We start from the raw sequence: 25,200 nt of genomic DNA, 5'->3' as shown, positions 1-25,200 counted from the left end.
GGGAATCTTAAATTAGGAACATAAAGTATTTAGCGTTTCAAATCCTATTAGTGTTGTTTTGCGATTCATAAATAAATTTTTAAATCCAATTCTTATGAATGTACAAAAACAAATGTCAGAAGTGATTAGTCTGTGGAAAACAGACAAAAAACAGTATGTAAAAAAATCAAGTTTTTCAGCTTATGTGCTATTAATTGAAAATCATTTATTACCGGCTTTTGGGGATAAAGACCAAATTGAAGAAGCGGATGTGCAGGCTTTTGTGTTTCAGAAATTAGAGAGTGGGTTAAGTCAGAAGACGGTAAAGGATATTCTGATTGTTTTAAAAATGATTCTCAAATTCGGAGCTAAAAACAAGTGGCTGGGATACAAACCCTTCGACATTCAATACCCAACCGAGCGTGAGAAACATAGTATAGAAGTACTTAGCCGCTCTGACCAAAAAAAGATAATGAAATATATCAATGAGCACTTTACCTTCCGAAATTTAGGTGTTTATATCTGTCTGAGTGCAGGTATGCGGATTGGTGAAGTGTGTGCGCTCACTTGGGAGGATATTGACACAGAGAACGGAATTATTAGCGTGAAGCGAACTATTCAAAGAATTTATACAGTTGAAGATGGACTTCGTAAAACCGAGCTTATTCTGGATACGCCTAAGACAACGAACTCTATTCGTGATATTCCGATAAGCAAAGATTTATTACGAATGCTTAAGCCTTTCAAAAAAATAGTGAACAACAGTTTTTTCGTATTAACCAACGACGCCAAACCTACTGAGCCAAGAACCTATCGGAGTTATTATAAAAATATGATGAAAGAATTAGGGATGCCTGAACTAAAATTTCATGGGCTCAGACATAGTTTTGCTACAAGGTGTATCGAAAGTAACTGCGATTATAAAACAGTGAGTGTTTTGTTGGGGCATTCCAATATCAGTACGACTTTAAACCTCTATGTTCATCCTAACCTTGAACAAAAAAAGAAAGCGATTGAACAAATGTTTAAGGGATTACGATAAGTTTTAGCCTATGAATTAGGAGTAATGAATTAGAGTTATTTAATTTGTTGAATTTGTGATTCGGTACGTGGCTAAAATAACCTAAACTCCTAATTCATAACTACTGTGAGTAAACAATCAGAACAAGTATTAGAGGAACAACTTATTGCTCAATTACAAAAACTGGGCTATAGTTATATTCTTATAGCTGATGAAAAAGCATTGCTAAATAACCTGAAAACTCAGCTGGAAAAGCATAACAATATAGAAATCAGCAGTGCCGAATTTGAGAAGATACTGAATATATTAAACAAAGGATCAGTCTTTGAGAAGGCAAAAACACTACGGGAAAAGCAGCATATTCTGCGAGATAATGGAGATAATCTTTATTTTGAGTTATTGAATTTAGACCATTGGTGCCAGAATGAATATCAAGTTACTCATCAGATAAAGCAGGAAGGAAAATATGAAAACCGCTATGATGTGACCCTACTTATTAATGGTTTACCTTTGGTGCAGATTGAATTGAAGCGAAGGGGATTGGAGATGAAAGAAGCGTTTAATCAAATCAATCGTTATCAAAAACATAGTTTTGGTGCAGGGAATGGTTTATTTCATTTTATTCAATTGTTCGTCATCAGTAATGGAGTTAATACTAAATATTTCAGCAATTTCGGTATACATACACAAGAATTCTTGCAGACATTTCAATGGACAGACGAAAATAATAAACCACTAAATAATATTCTTACTGAATTCACGGATGTCTTTTTAGAACCCTGTCATATTAGTAAAATTATCTGTAAGTATATTGTATTGAACGAAATAGACAAGAGGCTGATGGTACTACGTCCATATCAATATTTTGCGGTTGAAAAAATCATTAAAAAAGTTACTGAAAATGAGATTCTGAATGGCTACTCGGTGGAAAAGAATGGTTATATCTGGCATACGACAGGTAGTGGTAAAACGCTTACCAGTTTTAAAACTAGCCAGATATTGTCCAGAATTCCTGCTATCAAGAAAGTAGTTTTTGTAGTAGATAGGAAAGATTTAGACTATCAGACTAATCAGGAATACGACAAATTTAGCAAAGGTTGTGTGAGCTCTGCAACCGATACAGATGACCTTATCCGAAAATTTAATGACCCTAACATAAGAATCATTGTTACCACTATTCAGAAACTCAATAATGCTATTATGGGGCGAAATATCTCCAGAATGAATACTATTCAGCAACAAAGAATGGTTTTTATTTTTGACGAATGCCATCGGTCACAATTTGGGGAGACTCATCAGCACATAGTCAGCTATTTTTCTAATATTCAATTATTTGGATTCACTGGTACCCCTATTTTAGCTGAAAATGCTAATGGAGAAAAAACAACTGTAAGTTTGTTTGGTAAGTGCTTGCATAAATACGTGATTACTGATGCTATCAGAGATGAAAATGTCTTGAGATTCTCAGTTGAATATATCAGGACGTTTAAGCAAAAGGAAAATATTATAGACTTACAGGTAGAACAAATTAATGAAACAGAAGTGTTTGAGGCCCCTGAACGTAAAAATGCGATTGTAGATTATATCATCAAATATCATGACCAGAAAACGCAGAACAAGAACTTATGTGCTATGATGTGTGTGCAGGATATTGATGCTGTGATTCAATATTACGAAATTTTTAAGGCTAAGAAATCAAGAGGTGAACACAAGTTGAAAGTAGTAACTATTTTCAGTTTTATGCAGAATGAAGAGGAGATGGATAATCAGGTTGCGATGTATGGGAGTGCGAGTATGGCAGCCGAACCTCAGTTACAATATGGGTATAAACCACATCGTCGGGAGCTTTTAGATGCCTATATTCATGATTTTAATATACTATTTGGTACTTCGCATAGCACTAAAGACAGTCAAAGCTTTTATAACTATTATAATGATGTTGCTAAAAGAGCAAAATACAAGGAGGCAGATATTCTATTGGTTGCAAACATGTTTCTAACTGGATTTGATAGTAAGTACGTAAATACGTTGTATGTCGATAAGAACTTGCAATATCATGGCCTGATACAGGCTTTTAGCCGTACAAACCGGACATTCGATAAAAATAAAACACAAGGGAATATTGTTTGTTTCCGCAACCTGAAAGATAGGACAGATGAAGCCATAACTTTATTTAGTAATAAAGAAGCGATTGATGAAATCATTGTAGAGCCATATGAAAAATATGTAGAGGAATTTAATGAGGGTGTTCAACGATTAATGGAAATTGCACCACAAGTTAATTCAGTTGATAGTTTGTATACAGAAGATGAGCAAATGCAGTTTATTATCGCCTTTAGAACATTAATAAGGCTTCATAAGAAAATGAGTCATTATAGTGAGTTTCAATGGGACGATTTAATTATTGAAGAACAACTTTTTGCCGATTATACAAGTAAATATCTGGATATAAAGGAAAAAATCACGCTAAAGCCCAATGAAGATAAGATTTCTATTCTGAATGATATTGATTTTGAATTAGAGCTTATAAGACGAGATACTATTAATGTAAATTACATTCTTCAATTGCTCATAAAGTTAAAGTCTAAACACAATCCAAATGATAAAGAAGGCATAGAAAAGGAAATCTTTAATCTTTTAAATACTGAAGTTTCTTTAAGGAGTAAAAGAGAATTGATAGAAAAGTTTATTCAGGAGAATCTACCCTTTATTGAAGATATGGATAATATTCCCAATGAGTTTGAAAGATTCTGGAATCAGGAGCAGGAAAGAGCATTCACAAAATTGGTAAAAGAAGAAAATTTATCTAAAGAGAAAGCGGAAAAGGTAGTTGAAAATTATCTTTTTTCTGAAAGAGAACCATTGCGTGATGAATTATTAGAATTGATAGAAGGAGAAAAGCCGTCTGTTTTACAACGGAAAAAAACAGGAGACAGAATATGGAATAAGCTTTTGAGTTTTGTAGATATGTTTGTTAGGGGAGTTACGGGGAATTAGATATTAGAATAAAGGTAGTTTTATAAAATATGTACCTCATTAGATAAAGTACTATCAAACCGATAATTGATTCAAGCTTCAGGATAAAACCACGGAATTTCTGTGCAAATTTTGTGCAAATAAAAAGCACTTACAAGGGTTTCCTTGTAAGTGCTTGATTGTCAGGTGACCCCGGAGAGACTCGAACTCTCGACCCACTGATTAAGAGAAATGGGTTTGCCAGCATTTCGTTCAATGAAAGTAACCATGAATATACTTTTGATAAACCGAATAAGATTTTCAAGAAAAAAAGCCTTATATAATACCGTAGTCATTTACTTACGATTCATCCTAAATAGGTTTATATTTTGTTGTACCTATGTTGTACCAATGAAATAAGAAACAAAAAGCGAGTTATACAATTTATGTATAACTCGCTGATTATCAATTGATTAGAAGTACCGGGGACGGGAATCGAACCCGTACGAGCGTTTCGGCTCACAGGATTTTAAGTCCTGCGTGTCTACCAGTTCCACCACCCCGGCGGATGGTGTGCGAGCGGCTAGCCCTTTTTTGAAAAAAAAAGCACCTTTTAAAGGGTGCTGAACTTTTCAGAGCGGAAGACGAGTCTCGAACTCGCGACCTTAACCTTGGCAAGGTTACGCTCTACCAACTGAGCTACTTCCGCGTATCACATTCATTTGGTGTTGAATGGGACTGCAAAGGTAGCAGGAGTTTTTATATATGTCAAGCCCTCAACTAAAAAAAATCAATATTTTTTTTACGCTTTCCTATAAGTGCCTGATTATAAGAATCTTTATAGCTAATATTTTTTTGAAAAAATTTTCATGAGTAAAATAGCTTCTAAAACTGAATGTGATATATCTACAATTTTTCAAGGTTTTATAGGTAATAGTTTTTGAACATCTGTACTTTTGTGGAAAATTACGGATGGAATAGATATGAAAATTGATTTTGAAAAATCACCTGATGGGCTCGTACCTGCTATTATACAAGATTATCAGACAGGCAAAGTATTAATGCTGGGCTATATGAACACAGAAGCCTACGAAAAAACCCAACAGGAAAATATTGTTACTTTTTTCAGCAGAAGCAAACAAAGACTCTGGACGAAAGGAGAGACCTCTAATAATTTTTTGCATGTAAAAGAAATACGCGTGGATTGCGATGGCGATACTATTCTGATTCATGCCTCGCCTGATGGCCCTACCTGTCATACTGGTGCTGATACCTGTTTTAATGAGGTGAATAGTGCAGATTATAAAAAGATTCTGTTTGTGAATCAATTGCGTGAAGTTATCAAAAACAGAAAGCAAAACCCCACTGACGAGTCTTATACAAGTCATTTATTTAAAAAAGGTATCAATAAAGTAGCACAAAAAGTAGGAGAGGAGGCAGTAGAATTGGTGATTGAGGCCAAAGATGATAATAAAGAATTATTTTTGGGCGAGGCCGCTGATTTATTCTATCATTATTTAGTACTTTTAGAACAGAAAAACTACGAGTTTGACGAAGTACTCGATGTTTTGATAAAAAGACATGCCCCTCGTCCGTAAGGGCCTCCCCAGGAGGGAATGTTAGTACTAACTCTAAACCTGATCTCCTTTGGGGAAGGAGGATCCTTTACTATGCTCAGTTATATTATTCGTTTGATATGCTGCGGTGCCGCAGTATATTTTATGCCTGCTATTTTAAGTAAAATTCATGTCGATACTTTTACAACCGCAGTGATTGTAGCTTTTGTTATGAGTATCCTTAATACGTTTGTTAAACCCATCCTTCAATTGCTTTCATTGCCGATTACCATTCTTACTTTAGGATTTTTCTATCTGGTTGTAAACGTGTTTGTGGTGTATGTCTGCGCCTATTTAGTACCGGGCTTTGGTGTAGATGGCTTCTTACAACCGCTTATCTTCGGGTTTATCCTATCAATCGTAAACGGAATTGTGAGCGGGTTTCAGGATTAAAAATAAAATCCCCCTTTTGCCAATGCAAGAGGGGGGGATACTATATCAGGTTGAAAATACTGATTATAAATTCTCCAGTGTAGTTTTAATCGCTACAAAATCCGGTACCTCACTCGCTTTTTCTAATACTTCTGGGTATTGAATAACTCCGGCTTTATCTATCACAAAGGCCGAGCGTTTAGATACGCCGCGCATACCATAAGCAAAAGTTTCGTAAAGTGAATCATAAGCCTGAGAAACCTCTTTATTAAAGTCTGATAGCAATGGGAAGGGTAGTTTTTGCTCTTCTTTAAACTTGCCCAATGTATAAAGCGAATCCACCGAAATGCCTAAAACCTCAGAATTAAGCCTTGCATAGGTAGCTATATCGTCGCGCATCTGGCAAAGTTCTGCTGTACACACGCTTGTAAATGCCAATGGGAAGAATAATATTACTACATTTTTGCCACGATAATCAGAAAGATTTATTTCTTTTTTCTCGCTGCTATATAATTTGAAATCAGGTGCCTGGTCGCCAATTTGTAATGACATAATCAAAGGTTTTAAATAAATATAATTATTAATACGGAACAGAGAATGTTTTGAAACAGTTTCTCTATAAACTCACAAACGCTCAAATTTATAGCCTTTCTTTTTCAGTGCCTTAATCAATTCATCTAAACGATTATAGAATTTCTCTTTTCGCCGTGGATCAGTACCTAAGTGCAAGAGCAATACAAAACCATTCAATTTGTCTTTAGCATTGGCTTCATATTTCAGAATATCGTTCATGATAGTTTGGTTGCTGGCATATCTTCCACCCATTTCCGGGTATGTATAATCTCGATTTGAACCTGTACCGGAGGTAAAATTGATTAATTGCAGACCTGATGCCTTTGTCCATTCTGCTATGGTTTCATTATACCATTCATAAGGCGGCATGAAATAAAGAGCTTTTTCCTTGCTAATGCCAAAATCTGCCATTGCCTCATAATTGGCTCTCAGGTCGTTTTCAAATTCTTCTCTGCTCACCAGCAATGAGTCACGTTTTGTCCAGTCATTATAAAGTAGATGTTTGTCTGAATGCCCGCCTAAATAATGCCCGTCAGCTTGTAAATTTTTAATGAGCGATTGTGTTTCAGGATTTCTATAAAAGTCTCCTGTAAAGAAGAAAGAGGCCTTTACTACATTTTTCTTTAAGGTATTCCTGACTGTTTGTCCACCTTCATAAAAATCATGCCCTGTAAAAGCCAGCCGAATAATCTTGTGTTGTGGATTGAAACGAGTAATAGCTCCTTTAGTAATAGTTTTGTTTTGAGCTTTAGTAATTATCGGGACAGTCGTTTCCAAAGTTGATAAATAATAAGTCAGAGACGCGGTCCCATCCATCGTAGGTTCGTTAGTTGAGTAATCGCCAAAATCATCATGATAGACTGCCAACGTTGATTGGAAATCTGCGTATTCATCAGGGAAACGCAAATTGACATATTTCAAGCCTGAAAAAATAGAGTTTCTTACAGGCCCGTCTACCAAACCACCATCGATTGGATAATTGTATTTTATACTAAAGGATGAATGTGGATCTTCCGGTGAATCACCTGTGAGAGGCAAGCCAACAATCATTGTTGTGCCCCAGGGATTACAGCCAAATAACCAGTCCCGCAAGGCTGCTTCCATTTCTTCAAAACCCTGCCCACCCATTTTTCTATATAAGTGAAGCTGAGTAAGCGTAGCAGTTACCAAATTATTAGAACACCAGATAAACGGAATTCCATTCAGAAAAGGATTTTTTTTTCCTCTGGACAATATGGCGTTTAAACCTTTCTCATAATAATTTTTATAGGTCTGCTTATCGGCAGTCTGATTAGCCACCTGATAATGCCCTGCATTCATAAACGGGTACCATTGATAATGTCGGGCAGTATCATTAATCATCCAGGGAGTAACAGTCTCCTGCTTGGCGAAATCTATGGCATCTTTCATATAAGCTTTATCAGCTGTGAGTTTGGCTAATTCTGCGCCTGCCAGTTCCATATCATCTGTCCAGTTATCTTCTTCATAAAAATAAGGCGCTTTGCACGGCGCTGTCTGACAAGCCCCCGGGTTTTTCTTACCCCAATCATAAGCCTCTACAGCTTTGGTTTTTAAATTCTTAGCATAATCTGGGTAATATCTTTGTAAGATTTTTGAGCCAAGTGCAAAGGTAGAGGCATATTTCCCAGCAGTAGAAGCGATGCCCGTTGCCCTGCTCTTGTATTGAAAAGCCCCTTGCGGTTTGCCTGTGCAAAAGTATACAGGGCGCATTTTGCCTTTGCCATAATTGGCCACATCTTGTGTGGGTAAGCGCAATCCTGAATGGTCGCGGTCGTCGGCAATCTGGTTATACATTTCTCCGTAGGCCGGATTCATGCGTAGAAGCCAGTCAATGCCCCATTTTACCTCATCTAAAATATCTGGTATGCCATTCGCACCTTCTTGTCCATTAGCATTATAGGCATCTTTAAAGGCCATAGGATTATGCTGATAAGCCAGCAGCATCTGGTAAATAGCATTGGCAGTAGTAGTAGTATATTGCAGATAATCAGAGGCATCATGCCAGCCACCAACCACATTGATATGGGTGGAGTCTTTTTTAGGATCGGTATGATAGACAATGAAGCCATCCTGTGTATGGCAGGAATCTTTCAGAAATGGATTATAGCCACACCTTTGCTGACGCATGTATTTCAATAGAAAATCGGCTGTTCCGGCATAAACATTGTTGGCAATTCTGAATTTGACAGATTCTGCTTTGGGTAAATAAATATAATAAGCCCCTGTTTTCTGAAAGGCTGAAAAATCTAATCGGTAAGAAGCGGTAAAATTACCAAAGGCTCCCTGTGAACTGATTTTATTAGAGTTAAAAACAACCTTATCCGTTAATGCATCTCTGATTTCGAAAGATTGAATAGGGGTATTGTCTTTTGATAAGAGTACAGCTACTTTGATAGCATTAGGTGTATAGCCCAACTGATTGACCCGAACATATTGTTGCGCAAAGCTGGCAATTGGAAGAATTAATATAAATAGAATTGTTTTCAGAAATTTCATGAATTGGTGTTGGTTAGGATTAATGGAAATTGTGTATTTTGCATTAACATAAAGAAAACATACCCTATTTTTATGTCTTCTCCGGAGCAAAAGCCTACAGATAAAACTATCGAAACAATCCTTATCAGTTTGAAATGGATTGTTGCCATAGTTTCTATACTGGCTTTTCTGATTCTGGGGCTATTACTGAAAAGTTTTTTCCCTGTCTCTGAATCTGCTTCAAATTTATCTGCAAATGAGAAGAAATTCATTAAAATTGACACAAATTTTGTAAGCCTCTGGACTGCCCCTTCAGATTGGCGAATGGACAGGCTACAGAAAGAGGAAAAAGAAAAGATAAACTATGGTAAGGAGTTAATAGCACATACTGCGAAATATCTCGGACCAAATGGAAGTGTCAGACAGCTATCAAATGGAATGAACTGTCAGAACTGCCATTTGCAGGCAGGTACTCAACCCTGGGGCAATAACTATTTTGCCGTCTATTCTACTTATCCAAGATTCAGGGCAAGGTCGGGTTCAAAAGAAAGTATAGTAAAACGGGTGAATGATTGTCTGGAACGCAGCCTGAACGGCAAAGCCCTGGATTCGACAAGCTATGAAATGCAAGCAATAAAGGCCTATATTAAATGGTTAGGTACAGACGTGCCTAAAAGAGTATCACCCAAAGGAACGGGTATTTTTAAAGTGAAATATCTAGCAAGAGCTGCAAACCCTGAAAAAGGACGAATGGTGTATGAGAAAAACTGCCAGTCCTGCCATCAGCCAGGTGGGCAGGGTGTGATGGCTGCTGATGATAAAACCTATATCTACCCACCACTATGGGGCGAGCATAGTTATAATACAGGAGCTGGTTTATTCAGGATATCGATGTTTGCCGGATACGTCAAATACAATATGCCTTTAGGAACAACCTACGAAAAACCTAAGCTAAGCGATGAAGAAGCATGGGATGTGGCGGCATTTGTGAACTCAATGCCTCGCCCGACAAAAGATTTAAGCGCCGACTGGCCGGATATAGCTAAAAAGCCGGTAGACCATCCTTTTGGTCCTTATACCGATTCATTCAGCGAGCAACAGCATAAGTATGGGCCTTTTAAGCCTATTAAAGAGTGGTATGAGAAAAAATAAGGTCTGCGTGTCGCGCCGCGCGACGGTCGCCTATACCCGGACTAGAAAGGGAGTGGCACGCATAAGAACTCCAGAAAACTAAATTTGAGCCACTATTATCAGTTAAGTAGATTAGTTGAATTAAACCTGATGAACACATATGCGTGCCACCCGCGCGGCGTCCGGCTCTTTTACGGACGAGTATAGGCGACCGTCGCGCGGCGTGACACACAAGACCAATAAAACAAATTAAACAATATATCCTATGAAAACTCGTATGCAGATTTTTGCAGTAGCATTGGGAATGATGCTATTGGCATTCTCAACTACTTATGCGCAAACCAAAACACATAAGTTATTAATTGATATGAATAGTGCCGATACTACCGATCAGAGTATCGTGATGCGTCAGATCAGAAATTTATGGAGAGAATTGCCCGGTACAAAAGTAGAAGTACTGATTCATGGGCCTGCCATTGATTTTATTAAAAAAGGCACTTCTCCTTATGCGGCACAAATAGAACAACTGCAAAAAGACGGTGTAGTATTTGCCGTTTGTCGCAACACCATGAAACGCTACAAACTGGTAGATACTGATATATTACCTGCGGGTAGTTTTGTACCATCAGCTATTGCTGAAACTGTGTTGAAGCAGGAAGAGGGGTGGAGTTATCAGAAGGCGGGGCATTAAGAATAATATAATCAATATTTGACCTTGCATACTGTCGGAAAATACCAAATAGATATTTATAAAGATTACACCTTCACGAGGGGAAGTGCAGATAATGTCTTTTCGTATGACTTTGAATATTTTGGTGACTCTTCATCTGAACTTACAACAGTTTTCGGCATCAAAATTTTTGAAGATGATGAATTATTAGATAGTGTAGTTATTGGTGCATCAAGAGGGGTAACAGTTTATCACCAAAGTGCTGTTATTTTTGAAGAGGATAGATTCTTACTATGTTGCTCTGATACCATATTTTGTTTATCTATTCCCGACTTAGTTTTACTGTGGAAAACAAAAGTCAATTCGCCAGCCTGTTTTGAAATTTTTAAATATAAGGAAACTTATATTGTTCATGGTGAAATAGGAATTGCACAATTGGATAAAAATGGAAATATCGTCTGGCAAATTTTTGTTGCGATGGATGATAGAGCTGATTTTATTCTAGAAAAGGATTACATATTGGTCAGAGATGATTATGATAATCGAATATATAAATTTGATTATGACGGGAATAGTATAAATGACTAGTAAATATATAGAGATTTTTAATATGTAAGTTCACTAACTAGATTCTCATGCAATCCCAATACCCAAAAGTTTATCTATACCGCAGAATAGTACAGGCGAAACTCTTTATTGATAAGCATTATCCCGAAAACATTGATTTGAATGATATTGCAGATGAAGCGTTTTTTTCGAAATTTCACTTCATCAGGCTTTTCAGGAATACCTATGGCAAAACACCACATCAGTATCTTACTTATGTGAGAATAGAGAAAGCCAAAGGACTCTTAAAGACAGCCATACTTGTGGCAGAGGTTTGCTATGGTGTTGGGTTTGATAGTGTGAGTTCGTTTACAGGTTTATTCAAGAGGAGTGTGGGCAAAACGCCATCGGTCTATCAGCAAGAGCAACTGATGCGTCAGACTGAAATTCTGGCGAAGCCATTGAGATATATACCCGGTTGTTTTGCAGAAGCCAAAGGCTGGAAGCAAAAAAGCAATTTTGAAGAAGTGGTTTCATAAAGGATTATCGAAGTTTGTCTTAATAAAAGTTTAAACAAACAAGACCATGATTTCAAAAATCTCCCATGTAAGTATTTATGTCTTAGATCAGGACAGTGCTTACGATTTCTATGTAAATAAATTAGGTTTTCAGGTAGCTACCGATGCACCTATGGGGCCGGGTATGCGTTGGTTGACAGTAACCACACCCGAACAACCAGATATAGAAATTACATTAATGCCGATTGTTTCAGGCATGATGTTCGATGATGAGTCGGCAGAGCAAATGAAAAAACTGGTTAAAAGAGGTACTTTTGGTTATGCCGTTTTTCAATGCAATGATATTTATGCTACCTACGAAGAACTGAAAGCCAAAGGTGTTGAGTTTACCAAAGCACCTAAAGAAGAGTTCTATGGTATAGAGGCCTTGTTTAAAGATGATTCGGGCAATTGGTTTAGTCTGGGTCAAAAACAATAAGAAATATGGATGCAGTAGCTATTTTCAAGAAACTAAGATTGAACGATACAGGGGCCTTACTCATCGTAAATGCCCCTGCAGAATATACGGCTATACTGAAAGATATGGCTCATGATACCACGGCAAAAGCGGGTAAAAAATATGATTTTGTACAGGTATTTGCTACAAAGCAGGAAGAACTCGAAAGGCTTTGTGCTGAGGTAAAAGATGCAGGCAAATACGATTGTCTGTTCTGGGCGTGTTATCCGAAAGGAACCGGGAAAATCAAAAGTGATATTAAAAGAGAAACAGTCTGGACTGCCTTAGAATTGGCAGGCGTTCAGGCGGTTACACAGATTGCTATTGATGATACCTGGAGCGCCCTACGTGGCCGTCCGCCAGCAATGATCGGGAAATAAAAGAACCTGCCGGATTTTGTGATTTGTCTGAAATGGTATTAATTCGTGAAAGAATTAACTTCATCTACGACAATGCTTAAAGAACCCATAACGACTTCCATTTTTGATTTATTCAAAATTGGGCCTGGTCCGTCAAGTTCGCATACCATCGGGCCTATGAAGGCGGCCTATGACTTCCTGCAGCGAGCCAAGGTTCTGCCCGAATCACAATTAACAGAACCTCTTCAGATAAAAATACATCTATATGGCTCCTTAAGTGCTACAGGTAAAGGACACGGAACTGACAGAGCAGTTATTGCAGGGCTTTTAGGATGGTTACCCGATACTTGTGAACCCAATGCTTTCACAGCTTTATTGAAAAACCCGGACGATATTTATCAAATTAGTATTTATGGAAAACCTATTACGCTTAAAGCCAAAAGTATTTTGTTTGAAAGAGGGCGTTATGATTCTCCACATCCGAATACTTTGGTTTTTCAATTGTTGAGCAATGGAATAATCATTCTGGAAGAAGAATATTATTCAGTAGGTGGAGGATTTATTCAACGTAAGGGTGAAGACACGCAGGCTGCTACAAATAAAGTACCTGCCTTTCCTTTTTCTACGATGGATGAGTTGATGGAGCAGTTAATAAAAAATAAGCTTTCCTTAACTGATCTGATGATAGCCAACGAAATGGCTTTAACCGGGCTTATTCGCAAAGAAATCTACCAAAAAATAGATGATATTCTGGAAACCATGCATAAGGCGGTTAAGAGGGGTTTACGACATAAAGGTGTTTTACCGGGTAGCATCAAGCTAAGAAGAAAAGCCCCCGTTTTGTTCGAACAAGCCAAAAGTCATGCCTCTGCTACAGATAGCTTTATGGTTTTTCTGAATGCCTATTGCATGGCAGCATCAGAAGAAAATGCCGCAGGGAATATAGTGGTGACAGCGCCAACCTCGGGTGCATCTGGGGTAATTCCGGGCATTACCTATCTGCTTCGTAACCATTATCATTATGATAAACAGAAATTGAGAGAAGGCATGCTAGCAGCTGCAGCGGTGGGTTTCCTGATAAAACACAATGCTAGTATTTCAGGGGCAGAAATGGGGTGTATGGGAGAAATAGGCTCGGCTTCAGCCATGGCTGCTGCTATGTTGACCTATTGTGCCGGACGCTCGATTGAAACTGTGGAAGCGGCTGCCGAAATTGCCATTGAGCATCATTTAGGCATGACATGTGACCCTATCGGGGGTTATGTGCAGATCCCTTGTATTGAGCGCAATGCTATGGGAGCTATTAAGGCCTATAATGCTTACCTTCTGGCATCATCAGGCAATACGGGTTATCAGAAAATATCTTTAGATAGCGTGATTAAGGTAATGCGGGCGACCGGAAAAGATATGTCGAAAAAATATAAGGAGACCTCACAGGCGGGCCTGGCATTAAGTGCTACAGAATGTTAAAGCCGTACAGTAAATTCTTTGATAGATTAAGGGGGAATCAAACGGTTCTCCCTTTGTTTTATGAAAGAATTTGCCTAGATTCGGTCATAAAAACTGCAATTGCGGGTAGTCTTTTATTAAGCCATGAAGTTTCTCGTTCTCCTATTATTTACTTCTTTTGTTACCTATGCACAATTGCCACAGGTCAGGTTTGAGCATCTGACATCTAGGGATGGTTTGCCTAGTAATAATGTATTGAATGTGATTGAGGATAAAGGAGGCTTTGCCTGGATAGGTACCCGTAAATACCTGACACGCTACGATGGCTATCGGTTTCAGAATTTTACAAGAGTAGAGGGTATCTATAACCACGGTGTAAGCACCGATTGGGCCAACAATATCTGGTTTTCTTCAACCAGTATACCCTTTGGGAGAATCGATAATAAGACTTTCAAGATTAATGATTTCACCAACAAATTGCCACCCTTAAGCGATGGTAATTATGGCAATATTTATTTCGACCACAACAAGCATGGCTGGATAAGTGATTTTCATGGCGTTTATCGGTTTGATCCGAATTCCTTCAAATTTAAGTATTTCCCTCTGCCCAATACGACTTATAAAGACATCAAAGGTGATTTTATAGAAGATAAACAGAAAAACCTGTGGGTGATAGGTTTAGATGTAGGTATTTATAAGTATGATGCAGTAAAACAACAGTTACGCTGTGTGATAGGGCCAAATATTGCTAATCCTGCCAAACGGTTTTTCTTTGAAGCCAGCCGGTCTATCATTGATAAAAATGGTATTATCTGGATTGCCGCCTTTCAGAAAGGTTTGGTAAGATTTGACCCTCAGACGGAGGAAGTCAAATTTTACGGGAATCACATCATGTCGGTTTGTGCCGATAAAGACGAGAATGGTAAGGATATTTTGTGGGTAAGCAATGGAAAAACCATTGGGATTTTCAGACCTGAGCAAGAGAAATTTTACTTTTATGAAGACATACATTCTGATGAAATTCAGGTATTCAATATCTGCAAAAGTCCAACGACAGGAGTAGTATGGTTTTGTACCGCGCAGGATGGCCTTTTTGTCTATAATCCTCATAATCAATTAATTAAAAGTATCAATTTTGCGAATGTCATTCCACAGAAAAACCTTACCATTAATGCTATTCTGAAAGACAGCACAGATGCAAGCGGACAAACTTTTTACTTGGGTTTTTCGCGATGGGGAATGGTCAAATGGAATAAGGCTGATAACTCCAAGCAGTTTTTTGAATATCCGCATTATCCAGCTCAGGCTGAGACCCGGCAGATGTTACAGGATGAAGAAGGTAGAATATGGATTTTTACCAATCAATGGCAAACTTGGGTTGACGGGAAAGAGAATCCTGAGGATAATGATTTTGAGGGTATTTTTGTGTTTGACCCCAAAAAACAGAAATTTATTCCTACCCCCTTTATTACCCATCATGGTTTCTTCACAGTGCCTTTTTATTCCATAGGTATGCAAGATTCAAAAAAGCGCCTTTGGATTATCAATCATTATCTGAGCCTGCATGTGGTTGATAAAAAGACAGGTAAAGAACTTACGCTATGGGATAAAAAGGATCATGATGAATTGATGCATGACCGGTGGCTGATGGATATTCTGGAAGATAAACAGGGGCGTTTCTGGCTGGCTACTACCGGTGGAGTTTTCTATTTTGATGAAAAAACAAGAAAATTCCAGCAGGTAAAATTTACAGAAAATGATAACCGGGAGATTTCTGTGATTAAACTATTATTAGATAAAGAGGGCAATGTATGGGTGACGGGATGGGATATTCTGGCAAAAATCAGTCAAAATTATAAAGTAAAAATGGATTTGAGTTCAAAAAATGGTATCTATGATGTAGAATGCCGGCAAATTGCGGAGGACAGCCATAGTAATATCTGGATAGGAACTCTGGGAGGGCTGCAATTATATATTCCCTCACAAAACCGTTTTCTGAGATTTACCCAGAATGACGGCCTGCTAAGCGATAATACTACTTTCAGCTTTTATATGAATGGGGGTAAGGAATTGCTGATTGGGCAAAAGAATGGTCTTAATATCGTTAATACAGAACAAATACTACAAAGCCGGGCCTTAGATAATATCGCCATCAGTTCGGTTACTGTCAATAATGAGCAACGATTTTATGACTGGACGAAACCTTTTGACCTAAAACGTACCGAAAACGCTATTACCTTTCATATCTCAGCGCTCAATTTTCTGAAAGATAACCAGAATCATTATAGTTATTATCTGGAGGGACTGGAAGATAATTGGATTGATGGGAGGGATAATGCTACTTTTACCTACAATAATTTATCACCCGGTGGCTACACCTTTCATGTGCGGTTATTTGATGAAAAGGGTAATAAGCAATTGAAGGAGGTGGCCGTTAATTTTTCTATAGCGCCTTATTACTACGAGACCTGGTGGTTTAAGACTTTGATTGTAGCATTGATTATTGTTCTTGCCTATCTGTTTTATCGTTTCCGTATCAATCAGCTTTTGAAATTGCAAGAGGTTCGCAACCGAATATCCAGAGATTTGCACGATGATATTGGGTCTTCGTTGAGTAGTATCAGCCTTTTGAGCGTGATGGCCAGTAAGAAAATTGACCCACAGAACCCGTCAAATCAGCTACTGAAACAGATACCAGAGGAAGTAAGCCGATTGAGTAGCGCCATTGACGACATGATATGGAATATCCGTCCGGAAAATGATGATTTCGAAAATTTCTTTGTTCGACTCAGAGACCACACCGTTCAAACCTTACAGGCACAGGATATAGATGTTAACATAGATTTCTCCATTACTAATCAGGCAGGAAACTTGTCGATGGAGGTTCGAAGAAATATCTTTCTGATAGTCAAAGAAATCTTACACAATATTACCAAGCACGCACAGGCAAAGCATGTAGATATAAAATTACATGTACAACGAAGCATGCTGATTATTGAAATAAAAGACAATGGTAAAGGCTTTGATAAAAATAAGCCTTCATCACGCAACGGGCTGCGAAACATGGCAAGTCGCGCCGCCGAAGTGGGTGGTACCTTTGAAATTAACTCTGAAATCGGCAAAGGTTCAGAAATTATTCTAAGTGTGCCGATGGTGCAGAAAAAACTTGTAAGGATTTAATCAGGTAGTCAATTGAGATTTAAAATTAGTTTCGTAAAATTGTCATAATTATTCAATCCGGCTATTCGCCATATTAAACTAACAAAATACCTTATGAAACGAATTTGTTATTATGCTTTTGTATTGTTTCTACTAACCAATGTAAGTTTTGCACAAAAAAAGTCAAAAGATGGTTGGTATTCTTTATTTGATGGTAAATCATTTGATGGCTGGAAAGTAGGCGATAATGCTAGCACTTTCAGCATCGAAAATGGTAGTATTGCCGTTAATGGCCCCGTAGCGCACTTATTTTATGTTGGGCCAGTTAACAATCATGACTTTAAGAATTTTGAATTTAAAACACAGGTTATGACCACACCGGGTTCAAATTCCGGTATTTATTTCCATACTGATTTCCAGCAAGGGAGCTGGCCTGATAAAGGGTATGAAGTACAGGTGAACAATTCTCATACTGACTGGAGACGTACAGGAAGCTTATATGGTATTCAGGATGTGAAAGATACTTTAGTAAAGGATAATGTATGGTATACCGAAACTATCATTGTGAAAGATAAGCATGTAACCATTAAAGTGAATGATAAGGTAGCAGTAGAATATGACGAACCTGCTGATTTGCCTGCTAATAGAAAAGGTAGAAGAATAAGCAGTGGTACATTTGCTTTACAAGGCCATGACCCTAAGAGCAAAGTGTATTTTAAAGATATAATGGTAAAGCCATTGCCTTGATGTTAAGCCAGTAGATAAAACAGATTAGCCTCTTGCCTTTGGTAAGGGGCTTTTTTATAGTATGGCAACTATTAAGCTACAGGTATATATAAAAAGGAAACCAGGCACACCATTAAATGGAAGCCCAGTTTCCTAAAATATATGATTTATCTTGAAGGATATTAATATCTACGTCCGCCGCCGCCATTGCCGCCACGGTCACCACCACGGTTGTAGCCACCACCACCGCCACCGCGGTTAAAGTCGCCACCACCACGATTGAAGCCACCGCCACCACCTGATGGTCTTTCTCTTCTTTCTTCAGCTTGGTTTACTACAGCTGTACGACCACCGATTTCAGCACCATTTAGCTGAGCGATAGCTTTCAATGCTGCTGCATCGTCTGGCATTTCAACAAAAGCGAATCCTTTGCTTCTTCCGGTAACTTTGTCGATGATAATTTTCACAGAACTAACTTCACCATATTCTTCAAAATATTGCTTTAATTCACTTTCTTCAATTCTAAATGGAAGACTTCCAACAAAAATGTTCATGATAACTTGATATGATTTGATTGATAAATTTATACAAAAGTATATTTATTTTATTGAATAACTATTAATAAAGGATTTTTTGATGATAAATAATGAAAAATAATAATTCGGAACCTTATTTTCATTCTTAAACCGCGCTAATTAACTAATTATTCGCCAATTTATTGATTTCATAATCAAAAAAAAATAAAAAAGTGTGAAGTACAAATAGGTACTGGTCACACTTTTTATGATTTTGTTGTATAAGTACTGCCCAAGGGCTGATTTTATTTCACTATTTCAAATAAAGCAAATTAATTTGCCATCTCCGATAAGAATTTTATACGCATTAATCGTAATTCTTCTTCCGGGTAATCGTCACCATCAAAAATCTTTTGTGCTGCACGAATATTATCTGTTTCGGCACTCATAAAGTAGTCGTAGATTTCATCCTGATGCTCTTCATCAACCACCTGATTAATGTAGTAATCAAGATTCAGACGGGTACCTGAGTAACAGATATGTTCGATTTCTTCAATTAATTCAGTCATTGTCAAATCTTTCGATTCTGCAATTTCATCCAGATCAATCTTGCGGTCAATCTGCTGAATAATGTAAATCTTAATCTTTGACTTATTGACAGCCGATTTTACGACTAAATCCTGTGTTGTTTCAATTTCGTTTTCCTCAACGTATTTCGAAATCAACTCTAAGAATGGCTTACCGAATTTCTGAACTTTTCCTAAACCTACGCCATTGATTTGCGCCAGATCCTGAGCAGTAGTAGGATAGGTAGTTGCCATTTCTTCCAACGATGGATCCTGGAAAACCACGTAAGGCGGCACATTTTTTTCTTTGGCAATTTTCTTACGTAACGCTTTTAGCAATTCGAATAATGCCGAGTCAAACGCAGCACCACCACCTGATGGCCCGCCATTCATTGGCACGTCGTCGTCGTCGCTGCTTTCGGTATTCTCGTAGTTGTGGTCTTCCGAAATTGTAATAGGGTAAGAATCCTGAATGAATTTGGTGCCTTTTTCTGAGAGTTTTACTACTCCATAAGCATTTTCAATATCTTTTTCGATATAGCCAAATGCCATCATCTGGCGCAGTATTGATACCCAATAATCGTTTGGTGTCTTTTTGTTATCGGCTTTTTTAGGCTTTTCAACTTTCTTAGGTGAGTGCGATGGACTTTTGGTTGCCACGGCAGGTGCGTCATCATCGTCCTCATCAGAATCGTCGTCGTTTACAACATCTAATTCTTCTTCGTCTTCGTCGTCATCATCGTCTTCGTCAGATTCAACAAACATGCCTTTACCTTTGCCGTATACTTCCAGTTTATCGTGCTCATAGCTACGGATATACGCATTGGCAGTATTGGCTGTTAACACGTCTGCAATGTGTTGAATATCAAACCTTTCGCCTACTTGCTGAATAGCTTTCAAAGCCAGTACGGCTTCGTCTTCTATCTTGAATTTCTTGGTAGGTTTCAGACAGTTGTCGCAAAAACCACAATCTTTATCAGCATATTCACCGAAGTAACTCAATAACTGACGACGACGGCAGATACCCAGGTTAGAGTAGGCCACCATTTCCATCAATAATGCCTTCGCATTATCTCTTTCAGTAACGGTTTTATCTTTATTGAATTTCTCCAGTTTCAGAATATCGTCAAAACTATAGAACATCAGGCAGTTACCTTCCAATCCGTCGCGACCTGCTCTTCCTGTTTCCTGATAATAACCCTCAAGCGATTTTGGCGCATCATAGTGAATCACAAAGCGAACATCCGGCTTATCAATGCCCATTCCGAACGCAATAGTTGCTACAATTACGTCAGCCTCTTCGTTCAGAAAAGCATCCTGATTTTTCATGCGCGTATCAGCATCCAGACCAGCATGGTAATGCAAAGCTTTAATACCGTTAACACTTAATAAGCCTGCTATCTCTTCAACCTTTTTACGACTCAAACAGTAAACAATACCCGATTTGCCCTTATTGTTCAGAATATAGCGAATCAACTGCTTTTTAGAATCTACTTTTGGACGAATCTCATAATACAAATTTTTACGATTAAACGACGATTTGAAAATCATCGCTTCGTCCATATTCAGATTCTTCTTAATATCTTGTTGAACCTTAGGTGTAGCTGTTGCAGTAAGTGCAATAACAGGCAGGTTTGGGTTGATATCATCAATAATACCTCTGATACGGCGGTATTCCGGTCTGAAATCATGCCCCCATTCCGAAATACAGTGAGCTTCGTCTACCGCTACAAAAGAAAGTTTAGCTTTCTGCAGAAACGATAGATTATCTTCTTTAGTAAGAGATTCAGGCGCAATATAGAGTAGTCGACACTCTCCACTCAATACATCATTCTTCACCTTGGTCATTTCTGCCTTATTCAGAGTCGAATTAAGAAACTGGGCATTAATACCAAAGGCTGTCATCTGGTCAACCTGATTTTTCATCAAGGCAATAAGCGGAGAAATAACAACAGCTGTGCCATCAAGTACCATAGCTGGTAATTGATAACAAAGAGATTTCCCGGCTCCTGTGGGCATAATAACAAAAGTGTTTTTTCCTGACACGATGTTATGAATAATCACTTCCTGCTCGCCACGAAAAGCATCAAAACCAAAAATTTCTTTGAGTTTTTCTTTTAATGATTGTTTAATTACTGGTTCTACCATAAACGCAAAATTGCTGTACGGAAAATTTACAATATTTTTAAAATAGGTCAGTATCTGAGCAATTTCATGTTGAATCTCTAGTGATAATCACTATTTAACCTACAAATAATATGATGCTGTAGTAATGTTGCCGTGTTGATAGATTATAATAGTTGGTTGAGATAATCGTACGAACAACAGCCGGATAATTCTGATATTTATAAGGCCAGAGGATATAAGGACTGACCGATAGATACTACAAAAGTTTGAATTAATTTAAGGTAATTACTTAAGCCTTTGCTAAGATACTATTTTTTTGTTTGAGTTTTACAAATTTTTAACTCGGTTTTTTTTTAATAGATACATTCGGTGATTTTATAAATTGTTTTGTTGTCAATCGGTTTTCTTGTCTGCAATGGTTTTTGTTACCCTTCACTTACTTTCTTTTGAGGCTTGCTAAACAAACGCTACTTTTGTGCACAAAATACCTTATCAGAAAAGTGAAGACGAAGTTAGAAAAAAAAATACAAAGCGTTGCGAAAAAAGTTTTGCAAGATGAAGCGGAAGCAATTCTTTCTTTAAAAAATTATATTAATGAAGATTTTGAGTTGTGCGTGGAGGCTATTATGGCTTGCAAAGGCCGACTTGTGGTGACAGGTATCGGAAAAAGTGCAATTATTGGACAAAAAATTGTAGCTACCATGAACTCTACAGGGACTCCTGCACTCTTCATGCACGCGGCTGACGCTATACATGGAGACTTGGGAATGATACAGAAAGAAGATATAGTGCTGTGTATATCGAAGAGCGGTGATACGCCGGAAATCAAGGTTTTAGTACCGCTTTTAAAGATGCACGGAAACATGATGATTGCGATGGTAAGTAATGAAAAATCGTATCTGGCTTCACATGCTAATTATGTATTGAATGCTCATGTAGAAAGAGAAGCCTGTCCGCTGAATTTAGCACCAACGACTTCTACATCTGCGGCTCTGGCGTTAGGAGATGCACTAGCTATTTGTTTATTAGAAATGAGAGGTTTTACTAGTACCGACTTTGCCAGATACCACCCAGGAGGAAGTCTGGGTAAGAAAATGTACCTGAAAGTAAGTGATGTGTATCCAAATAATGCCTTACCAAAAGTGGCTCCTGAGGCTGATATTCATGCAGTTATTCTGGAAATGACCTCAAAGTTATTAGGAGCTACGGCAGTAACTAATGAGCAGAACGAGCTCTTAGGAATTATCACTGATGGCGACTTACGTAGAATGTTGAACAAGCAACAGGATTTTTCAGGCCTGAAAGCAAAAGATATTATGACCACTACTCCCAAGGCCATCGCACCAGATGAATATGCGGTAACGGCTCTCTCTTTAATGCAGGAAAAGAATATCACGCAATTGGTGGTAGTGGAAGATAGTATACTCATGGGCTTTGTGCATCTGCATGATTTATTAAAAGAGGGGCTATTATAAGAAAACTCTGATAGATTTTCTATATTTGGAGTAAATCTATGGTGGCAACCTCTTACTTGGACACAACTTTTTATGCAACATACTGCAATCTACTATGATGGACAATCCAGTCAGCCTCATCAGGCACAGATCGAGGTCTTTGGTAATTCCTTAAGTATTTATTATGATGAAAAAAAGGTAATTTGGGCTGTTTCTGAAATTGACCATGCTGGATTTTCTGGCAAAGGCAAAACCATGTTGCAGTACGGCTTATTCCCTCACCAATATTTGGAGTATTCCAACGATAGCCCTTTAGCAAAAATATTAGCTGGATACTTGCTAAAACCTAAAAATGGTCTGGAAATTGCGGGAAGAGAATATAATGCCATTTTGAAAGGCGCATTGATTGCTATTGCTATTTTTTCTGCCATTGTAGCACTTGTTTATTTTATTCTACTGCCATCCTTAGCAGCATACATTGCTGGAAAAATTCCTGTCTCCACAGAGATAGCCTTAGGTGAGAAACTCTTTAATAGTTTTATCGGCGACTCAGAGATTGATACCAAAAAGACTAAGCTTCTCAACAATTTTGCTCGGAAAATCGACTTTGAAACAAAATATCCTTTAAAATTTACAGTAGTTAAAGACAAACAGGTAAATGCTTTCGCATTGCCAGGGGGCAATGTGGTAGTGTTCAGTGGCATTTTAGAGAAGCTTAAGTCTTCTGATGAACTGGTTGCACTGTTGTCGCATGAAGTTACTCATATTAAAGAAAGACATTCATTAAAAGGATTGGCAAGAAGCTTGGCAGGTTCTTTGCTTATTTCAGTAACTTTCGGAGATTCAGGAGCTTTGGGTAGTGTACTTGTCAACCAAGCTGATAATATTTATCAATTAGGTTTTTCAAGAAGAATGGAAAAAGAGGCTGACCTTGAAGGCTTACAGATTATGAATCATAATCATATAGACCAACAAGGAATGATACAGCTAATGGAGCGATTGCAAGAGGAAGAACAAAAGCAAGGGAGTAAAATGCTGGCTTACCTGAACTCTCATCCTATGACCGAAGAAAGAATAGCTTATATAAAAGAAAATGGCCAAGGTAAAACAGGAAGTATTAATAACAATTTAGATTTTATCTGGAAACAAATGCAGGATTTGTAAAATAGAAGGTAGCAGAGGATTTGTATTTTTTGTTTAAATAGATGGTGTATCATTCATATTATATCCGCTCGCTAAATATTTTAAAATTTTAATATACTGATTTACAACATTTTATTTATATTTGAGTTAATAACAAATGAATACTACCTATTGCTACTTATAAACTTTCCTCAACCTTTTGATAGGTTATTTTTAAAGAGGAAAGAACTACTAATTTCTAGAATAATCTAATATCTGACTCTATAAAATCACCAAGAGTACAAAATAGTATAATTCGGATACATGTGCCCTTTTTTATATTTGAATAATTGATTTCTTAAGTGGATGCATGTTGGTGTATTATTGACTATATTATTTCAATTTTTTATTTACTAAATTTCTATAATTTGAAATGAGGTTTCCTTTATTCGTGTTTCAGAGGCTTTTTAGAATCCGTCAGGGAATAATTTATGTCCTATTGATTGGCTTCTGTAGTATAACTGTGGTGAGTAAAGCACAGCAAAATATAACATTTGGTAAAGGAAAAACAACCAATGTTACTGTTACCTCTTCTTCCAATGCCAGTAATCAGACAGGAATTAAAACCCTGATGAGTTCAGGCTATCTACCTAATAAAAACGCCGCCGCCAGATTACTCTCCCAAGCCACCTTAGGCACAACCTATGCTGACATTGAAAACGTAGCAACAAACGGCATCGAAAAATGGGTTGACCAGCAATTGGCCATGCCAAATTCTTTTAACATTACCAATTATATACAACATCTACATCAGGCTTTGGCAGATTCATTGAGACGAACAAATCCTTCTAAAACAATTGCAAATACTGCTGTTGGTGATTATTTCTTTGATGTCGCATGGTTTCAGGGTAATATGACAGCCGCGGATTTGCTGCGTTGGAGGGTAGCTTTAGGGTTAAGCGAGGTTTTTGTTACTTCTCGAGTGTCTGCTTTTGATAATAATCCTTATGCTTTGTCTAGTTATTATGATGTTTTGTTAGAAAATTCATTTACTAACTACCGGTCACTTATAGAAAAAATAACTTATCATCCATCAATGGCAGTTTATCTCACATACATGAATAATCGTGCCACCAATGTAGATAAGCAGACATTTCCCGATGAAAATTATGCCAGAGAAATAATGCAGTTATTTTCGATAGGGTTGTTTCAATTGAATTTAGATGGTGACTAGTCCTAAAAAAACGATACAGGGTTATAGATATTAAAGGTACATTTTTTAAGTAGTAGTAATCAAGAGATTGCTACTACTTTTTGTTTTATAAGTTTTCATTTTTACTTCATTCTGCA

Annotated in this window: 20 protein-coding genes and 2 tRNA genes; 16 read left to right on the top strand and 6 right to left on the bottom strand. The window is 37.6% G+C overall.

Translation table 11 applies throughout. The features are described from left to right. Positions 1-94: 94 nt before the first annotated feature. On the top strand, positions 95-1,021 hold the full coding sequence (locus D0T08_RS27330) for a site-specific integrase (protein WP_116985938.1): 927 nt from the start codon (positions 95-97) through the stop codon (positions 1,019-1,021). Positions 1,022-1,126: 105 nt separating this feature from the next. Next, positions 1,127-3,997 carry a type I restriction endonuclease subunit R gene (locus D0T08_RS27325; protein ID WP_116985937.1) on the top strand — a complete coding sequence of 957 codons (2,871 nt, stop codon included), beginning with the start codon at positions 1,127-1,129 and terminating at the stop codon, positions 3,995-3,997. A 438-nt stretch (positions 3,998-4,435) separates the two neighbouring features. Here the strand turns inward: D0T08_RS27325 and D0T08_RS27320 are convergent. Together D0T08_RS27320 and D0T08_RS27315 are read right to left on the bottom strand one after the other, a co-directional pair. Further along, positions 4,436-4,521: transfer RNA gene (locus tag D0T08_RS27320), tRNA-Leu, on the bottom strand. A 70-nt stretch (positions 4,522-4,591) separates the two neighbouring features. Further along, a tRNA-Gly gene (locus D0T08_RS27315) sits at positions 4,592-4,664 on the bottom strand. Positions 4,665-4,932: 268 nt separating this feature from the next. Between D0T08_RS27315 and hisIE the strand changes: the two genes are divergently transcribed. Both hisIE and D0T08_RS27305 read left to right on the top strand, forming a co-directional pair. Further along, a complete protein-coding gene (gene hisIE, locus D0T08_RS27310; protein ID WP_116985939.1) occupies positions 4,933-5,553 on the top strand; it encodes a bifunctional phosphoribosyl-AMP cyclohydrolase/phosphoribosyl-ATP diphosphatase HisIE in 621 nt (206 codons plus the stop codon). An 18-nt stretch (positions 5,554-5,571) separates the two neighbouring features. Further along, on the top strand, positions 5,572-5,964 hold the full coding sequence (locus D0T08_RS27305; RefSeq protein WP_310586317.1) for a phage holin family protein: 393 nt from the start codon (positions 5,572-5,574) through the stop codon (positions 5,962-5,964). A 63-nt stretch (positions 5,965-6,027) separates the two neighbouring features. On the opposite strand, the gene D0T08_RS27300 is transcribed toward D0T08_RS27305, so the two are convergent. After that, the gene (locus D0T08_RS27300; RefSeq protein ID WP_116985935.1) at positions 6,028-6,495 is read right to left on the bottom strand and encodes a redoxin domain-containing protein; all 468 of its coding nucleotides are present in this window, start codon (positions 6,493-6,495) and stop codon (positions 6,028-6,030) included. A gap of 72 nt (positions 6,496-6,567) precedes the next feature. Next, positions 6,568-9,033 carry a glycoside hydrolase family 9 protein gene (locus D0T08_RS27295; protein ID WP_116985934.1) on the bottom strand — a complete coding sequence of 822 codons (2,466 nt, stop codon included), beginning with the start codon at positions 9,031-9,033 and terminating at the stop codon, positions 6,568-6,570. A gap of 72 nt (positions 9,034-9,105) precedes the next feature. Here D0T08_RS27295 and D0T08_RS27290 point away from each other — a divergent pair, with 72 nt between their 5' ends. From D0T08_RS27290 to D0T08_RS27250, 9 genes are all read left to right on the top strand, one after another. Next, a complete protein-coding gene (locus D0T08_RS27290; protein WP_116985933.1) occupies positions 9,106-10,164 on the top strand; it encodes a c-type cytochrome in 1,059 nt (352 codons plus the stop codon). 244 nt (positions 10,165-10,408) lie between these two features. Then, complete coding sequence (locus tag D0T08_RS27285; RefSeq protein ID WP_116985932.1) at positions 10,409-10,834, top strand: DsrE family protein; 426 nt, start codon at positions 10,409-10,411, stop codon at positions 10,832-10,834. An 18-nt stretch (positions 10,835-10,852) separates the two neighbouring features. Beyond that, positions 10,853-11,401, top strand: a complete 549-nt coding sequence (locus tag D0T08_RS27280) for a hypothetical protein (RefSeq protein WP_147322862.1) — start codon at positions 10,853-10,855, stop codon at positions 11,399-11,401. A 47-nt stretch (positions 11,402-11,448) separates the two neighbouring features. After that, positions 11,449-11,898 (top strand): AraC family transcriptional regulator, encoded by a 450-nt coding sequence (locus D0T08_RS27275; protein ID WP_116985930.1) that lies wholly within the window; start codon positions 11,449-11,451, stop codon positions 11,896-11,898. Between the two features lie 46 nt (positions 11,899-11,944). Then, positions 11,945-12,355: a VOC family protein gene (locus tag D0T08_RS27270; protein ID WP_116985929.1), complete on the top strand. Its 411-nt coding sequence runs from the start codon at positions 11,945-11,947 to the stop codon at positions 12,353-12,355. 5 nt (positions 12,356-12,360) lie between these two features. After that, on the top strand, positions 12,361-12,753 hold the full coding sequence (locus D0T08_RS27265) for a DUF3052 domain-containing protein (protein WP_116985928.1): 393 nt from the start codon (positions 12,361-12,363) through the stop codon (positions 12,751-12,753). A gap of 72 nt (positions 12,754-12,825) precedes the next feature. Continuing rightward, positions 12,826-14,202 carry an L-serine ammonia-lyase gene (locus D0T08_RS27260; protein ID WP_116985927.1) on the top strand — a complete coding sequence of 459 codons (1,377 nt, stop codon included), beginning with the start codon at positions 12,826-12,828 and terminating at the stop codon, positions 14,200-14,202. Between the two features lie 123 nt (positions 14,203-14,325). Next, positions 14,326-17,361: a sensor histidine kinase gene (locus tag D0T08_RS27255; protein ID WP_116985926.1), complete on the top strand. Its 3,036-nt coding sequence runs from the start codon at positions 14,326-14,328 to the stop codon at positions 17,359-17,361. A gap of 93 nt (positions 17,362-17,454) precedes the next feature. Further along, positions 17,455-18,087 carry a DUF1080 domain-containing protein gene (locus D0T08_RS27250; protein WP_116985925.1) on the top strand — a complete coding sequence of 211 codons (633 nt, stop codon included), beginning with the start codon at positions 17,455-17,457 and terminating at the stop codon, positions 18,085-18,087. A gap of 161 nt (positions 18,088-18,248) precedes the next feature. Here the strand turns inward: D0T08_RS27250 and D0T08_RS27245 are convergent, their stop codons facing one another. Together D0T08_RS27245 and D0T08_RS27240 are read right to left on the bottom strand one after the other, a co-directional pair. Continuing rightward, positions 18,249-18,620, bottom strand: a complete 372-nt coding sequence (locus D0T08_RS27245; protein ID WP_116985924.1) for an RNA-binding protein — start codon at positions 18,618-18,620, stop codon at positions 18,249-18,251. A 293-nt stretch (positions 18,621-18,913) separates the two neighbouring features. Further along, positions 18,914-21,295, bottom strand: a complete 2,382-nt coding sequence (locus D0T08_RS27240) for an ATP-dependent DNA helicase RecQ (RefSeq protein ID WP_116985923.1) — start codon at positions 21,293-21,295, stop codon at positions 18,914-18,916. A gap of 479 nt (positions 21,296-21,774) precedes the next feature. Here D0T08_RS27240 and D0T08_RS27235 point away from each other — a divergent pair, with 479 nt between their 5' ends. The 3 genes from D0T08_RS27235 to D0T08_RS27225 all read left to right on the top strand — a co-directional run bounded on the left by D0T08_RS27235 (position 21,775) and on the right by D0T08_RS27225 (position 25,084). Beyond that, the gene (locus D0T08_RS27235; RefSeq protein ID WP_116985922.1) at positions 21,775-22,749 is read left to right on the top strand and encodes an SIS domain-containing protein; all 975 of its coding nucleotides are present in this window, start codon (positions 21,775-21,777) and stop codon (positions 22,747-22,749) included. A gap of 72 nt (positions 22,750-22,821) precedes the next feature. Further along, entirely contained in the window at positions 22,822-23,892 is a 1,071-nt protein-coding gene (locus D0T08_RS27230; protein ID WP_116985921.1) for a M48 family metallopeptidase, read from the top strand. A 391-nt stretch (positions 23,893-24,283) separates the two neighbouring features. Then, a complete protein-coding gene (locus D0T08_RS27225; protein ID WP_116985920.1) occupies positions 24,284-25,084 on the top strand; it encodes a DUF1800 family protein in 801 nt (266 codons plus the stop codon). The last annotated feature ends 116 nt before the right edge of the window (positions 25,085-25,200 follow it).

It is taken from the genome of Emticicia sp. C21 (assembly GCF_003418935.1).
Classification (GTDB): domain Bacteria; phylum Bacteroidota; class Bacteroidia; order Cytophagales; family Spirosomataceae; genus Emticicia.
This window is presented reverse-complemented; position numbering and strand designations above follow the sequence as displayed.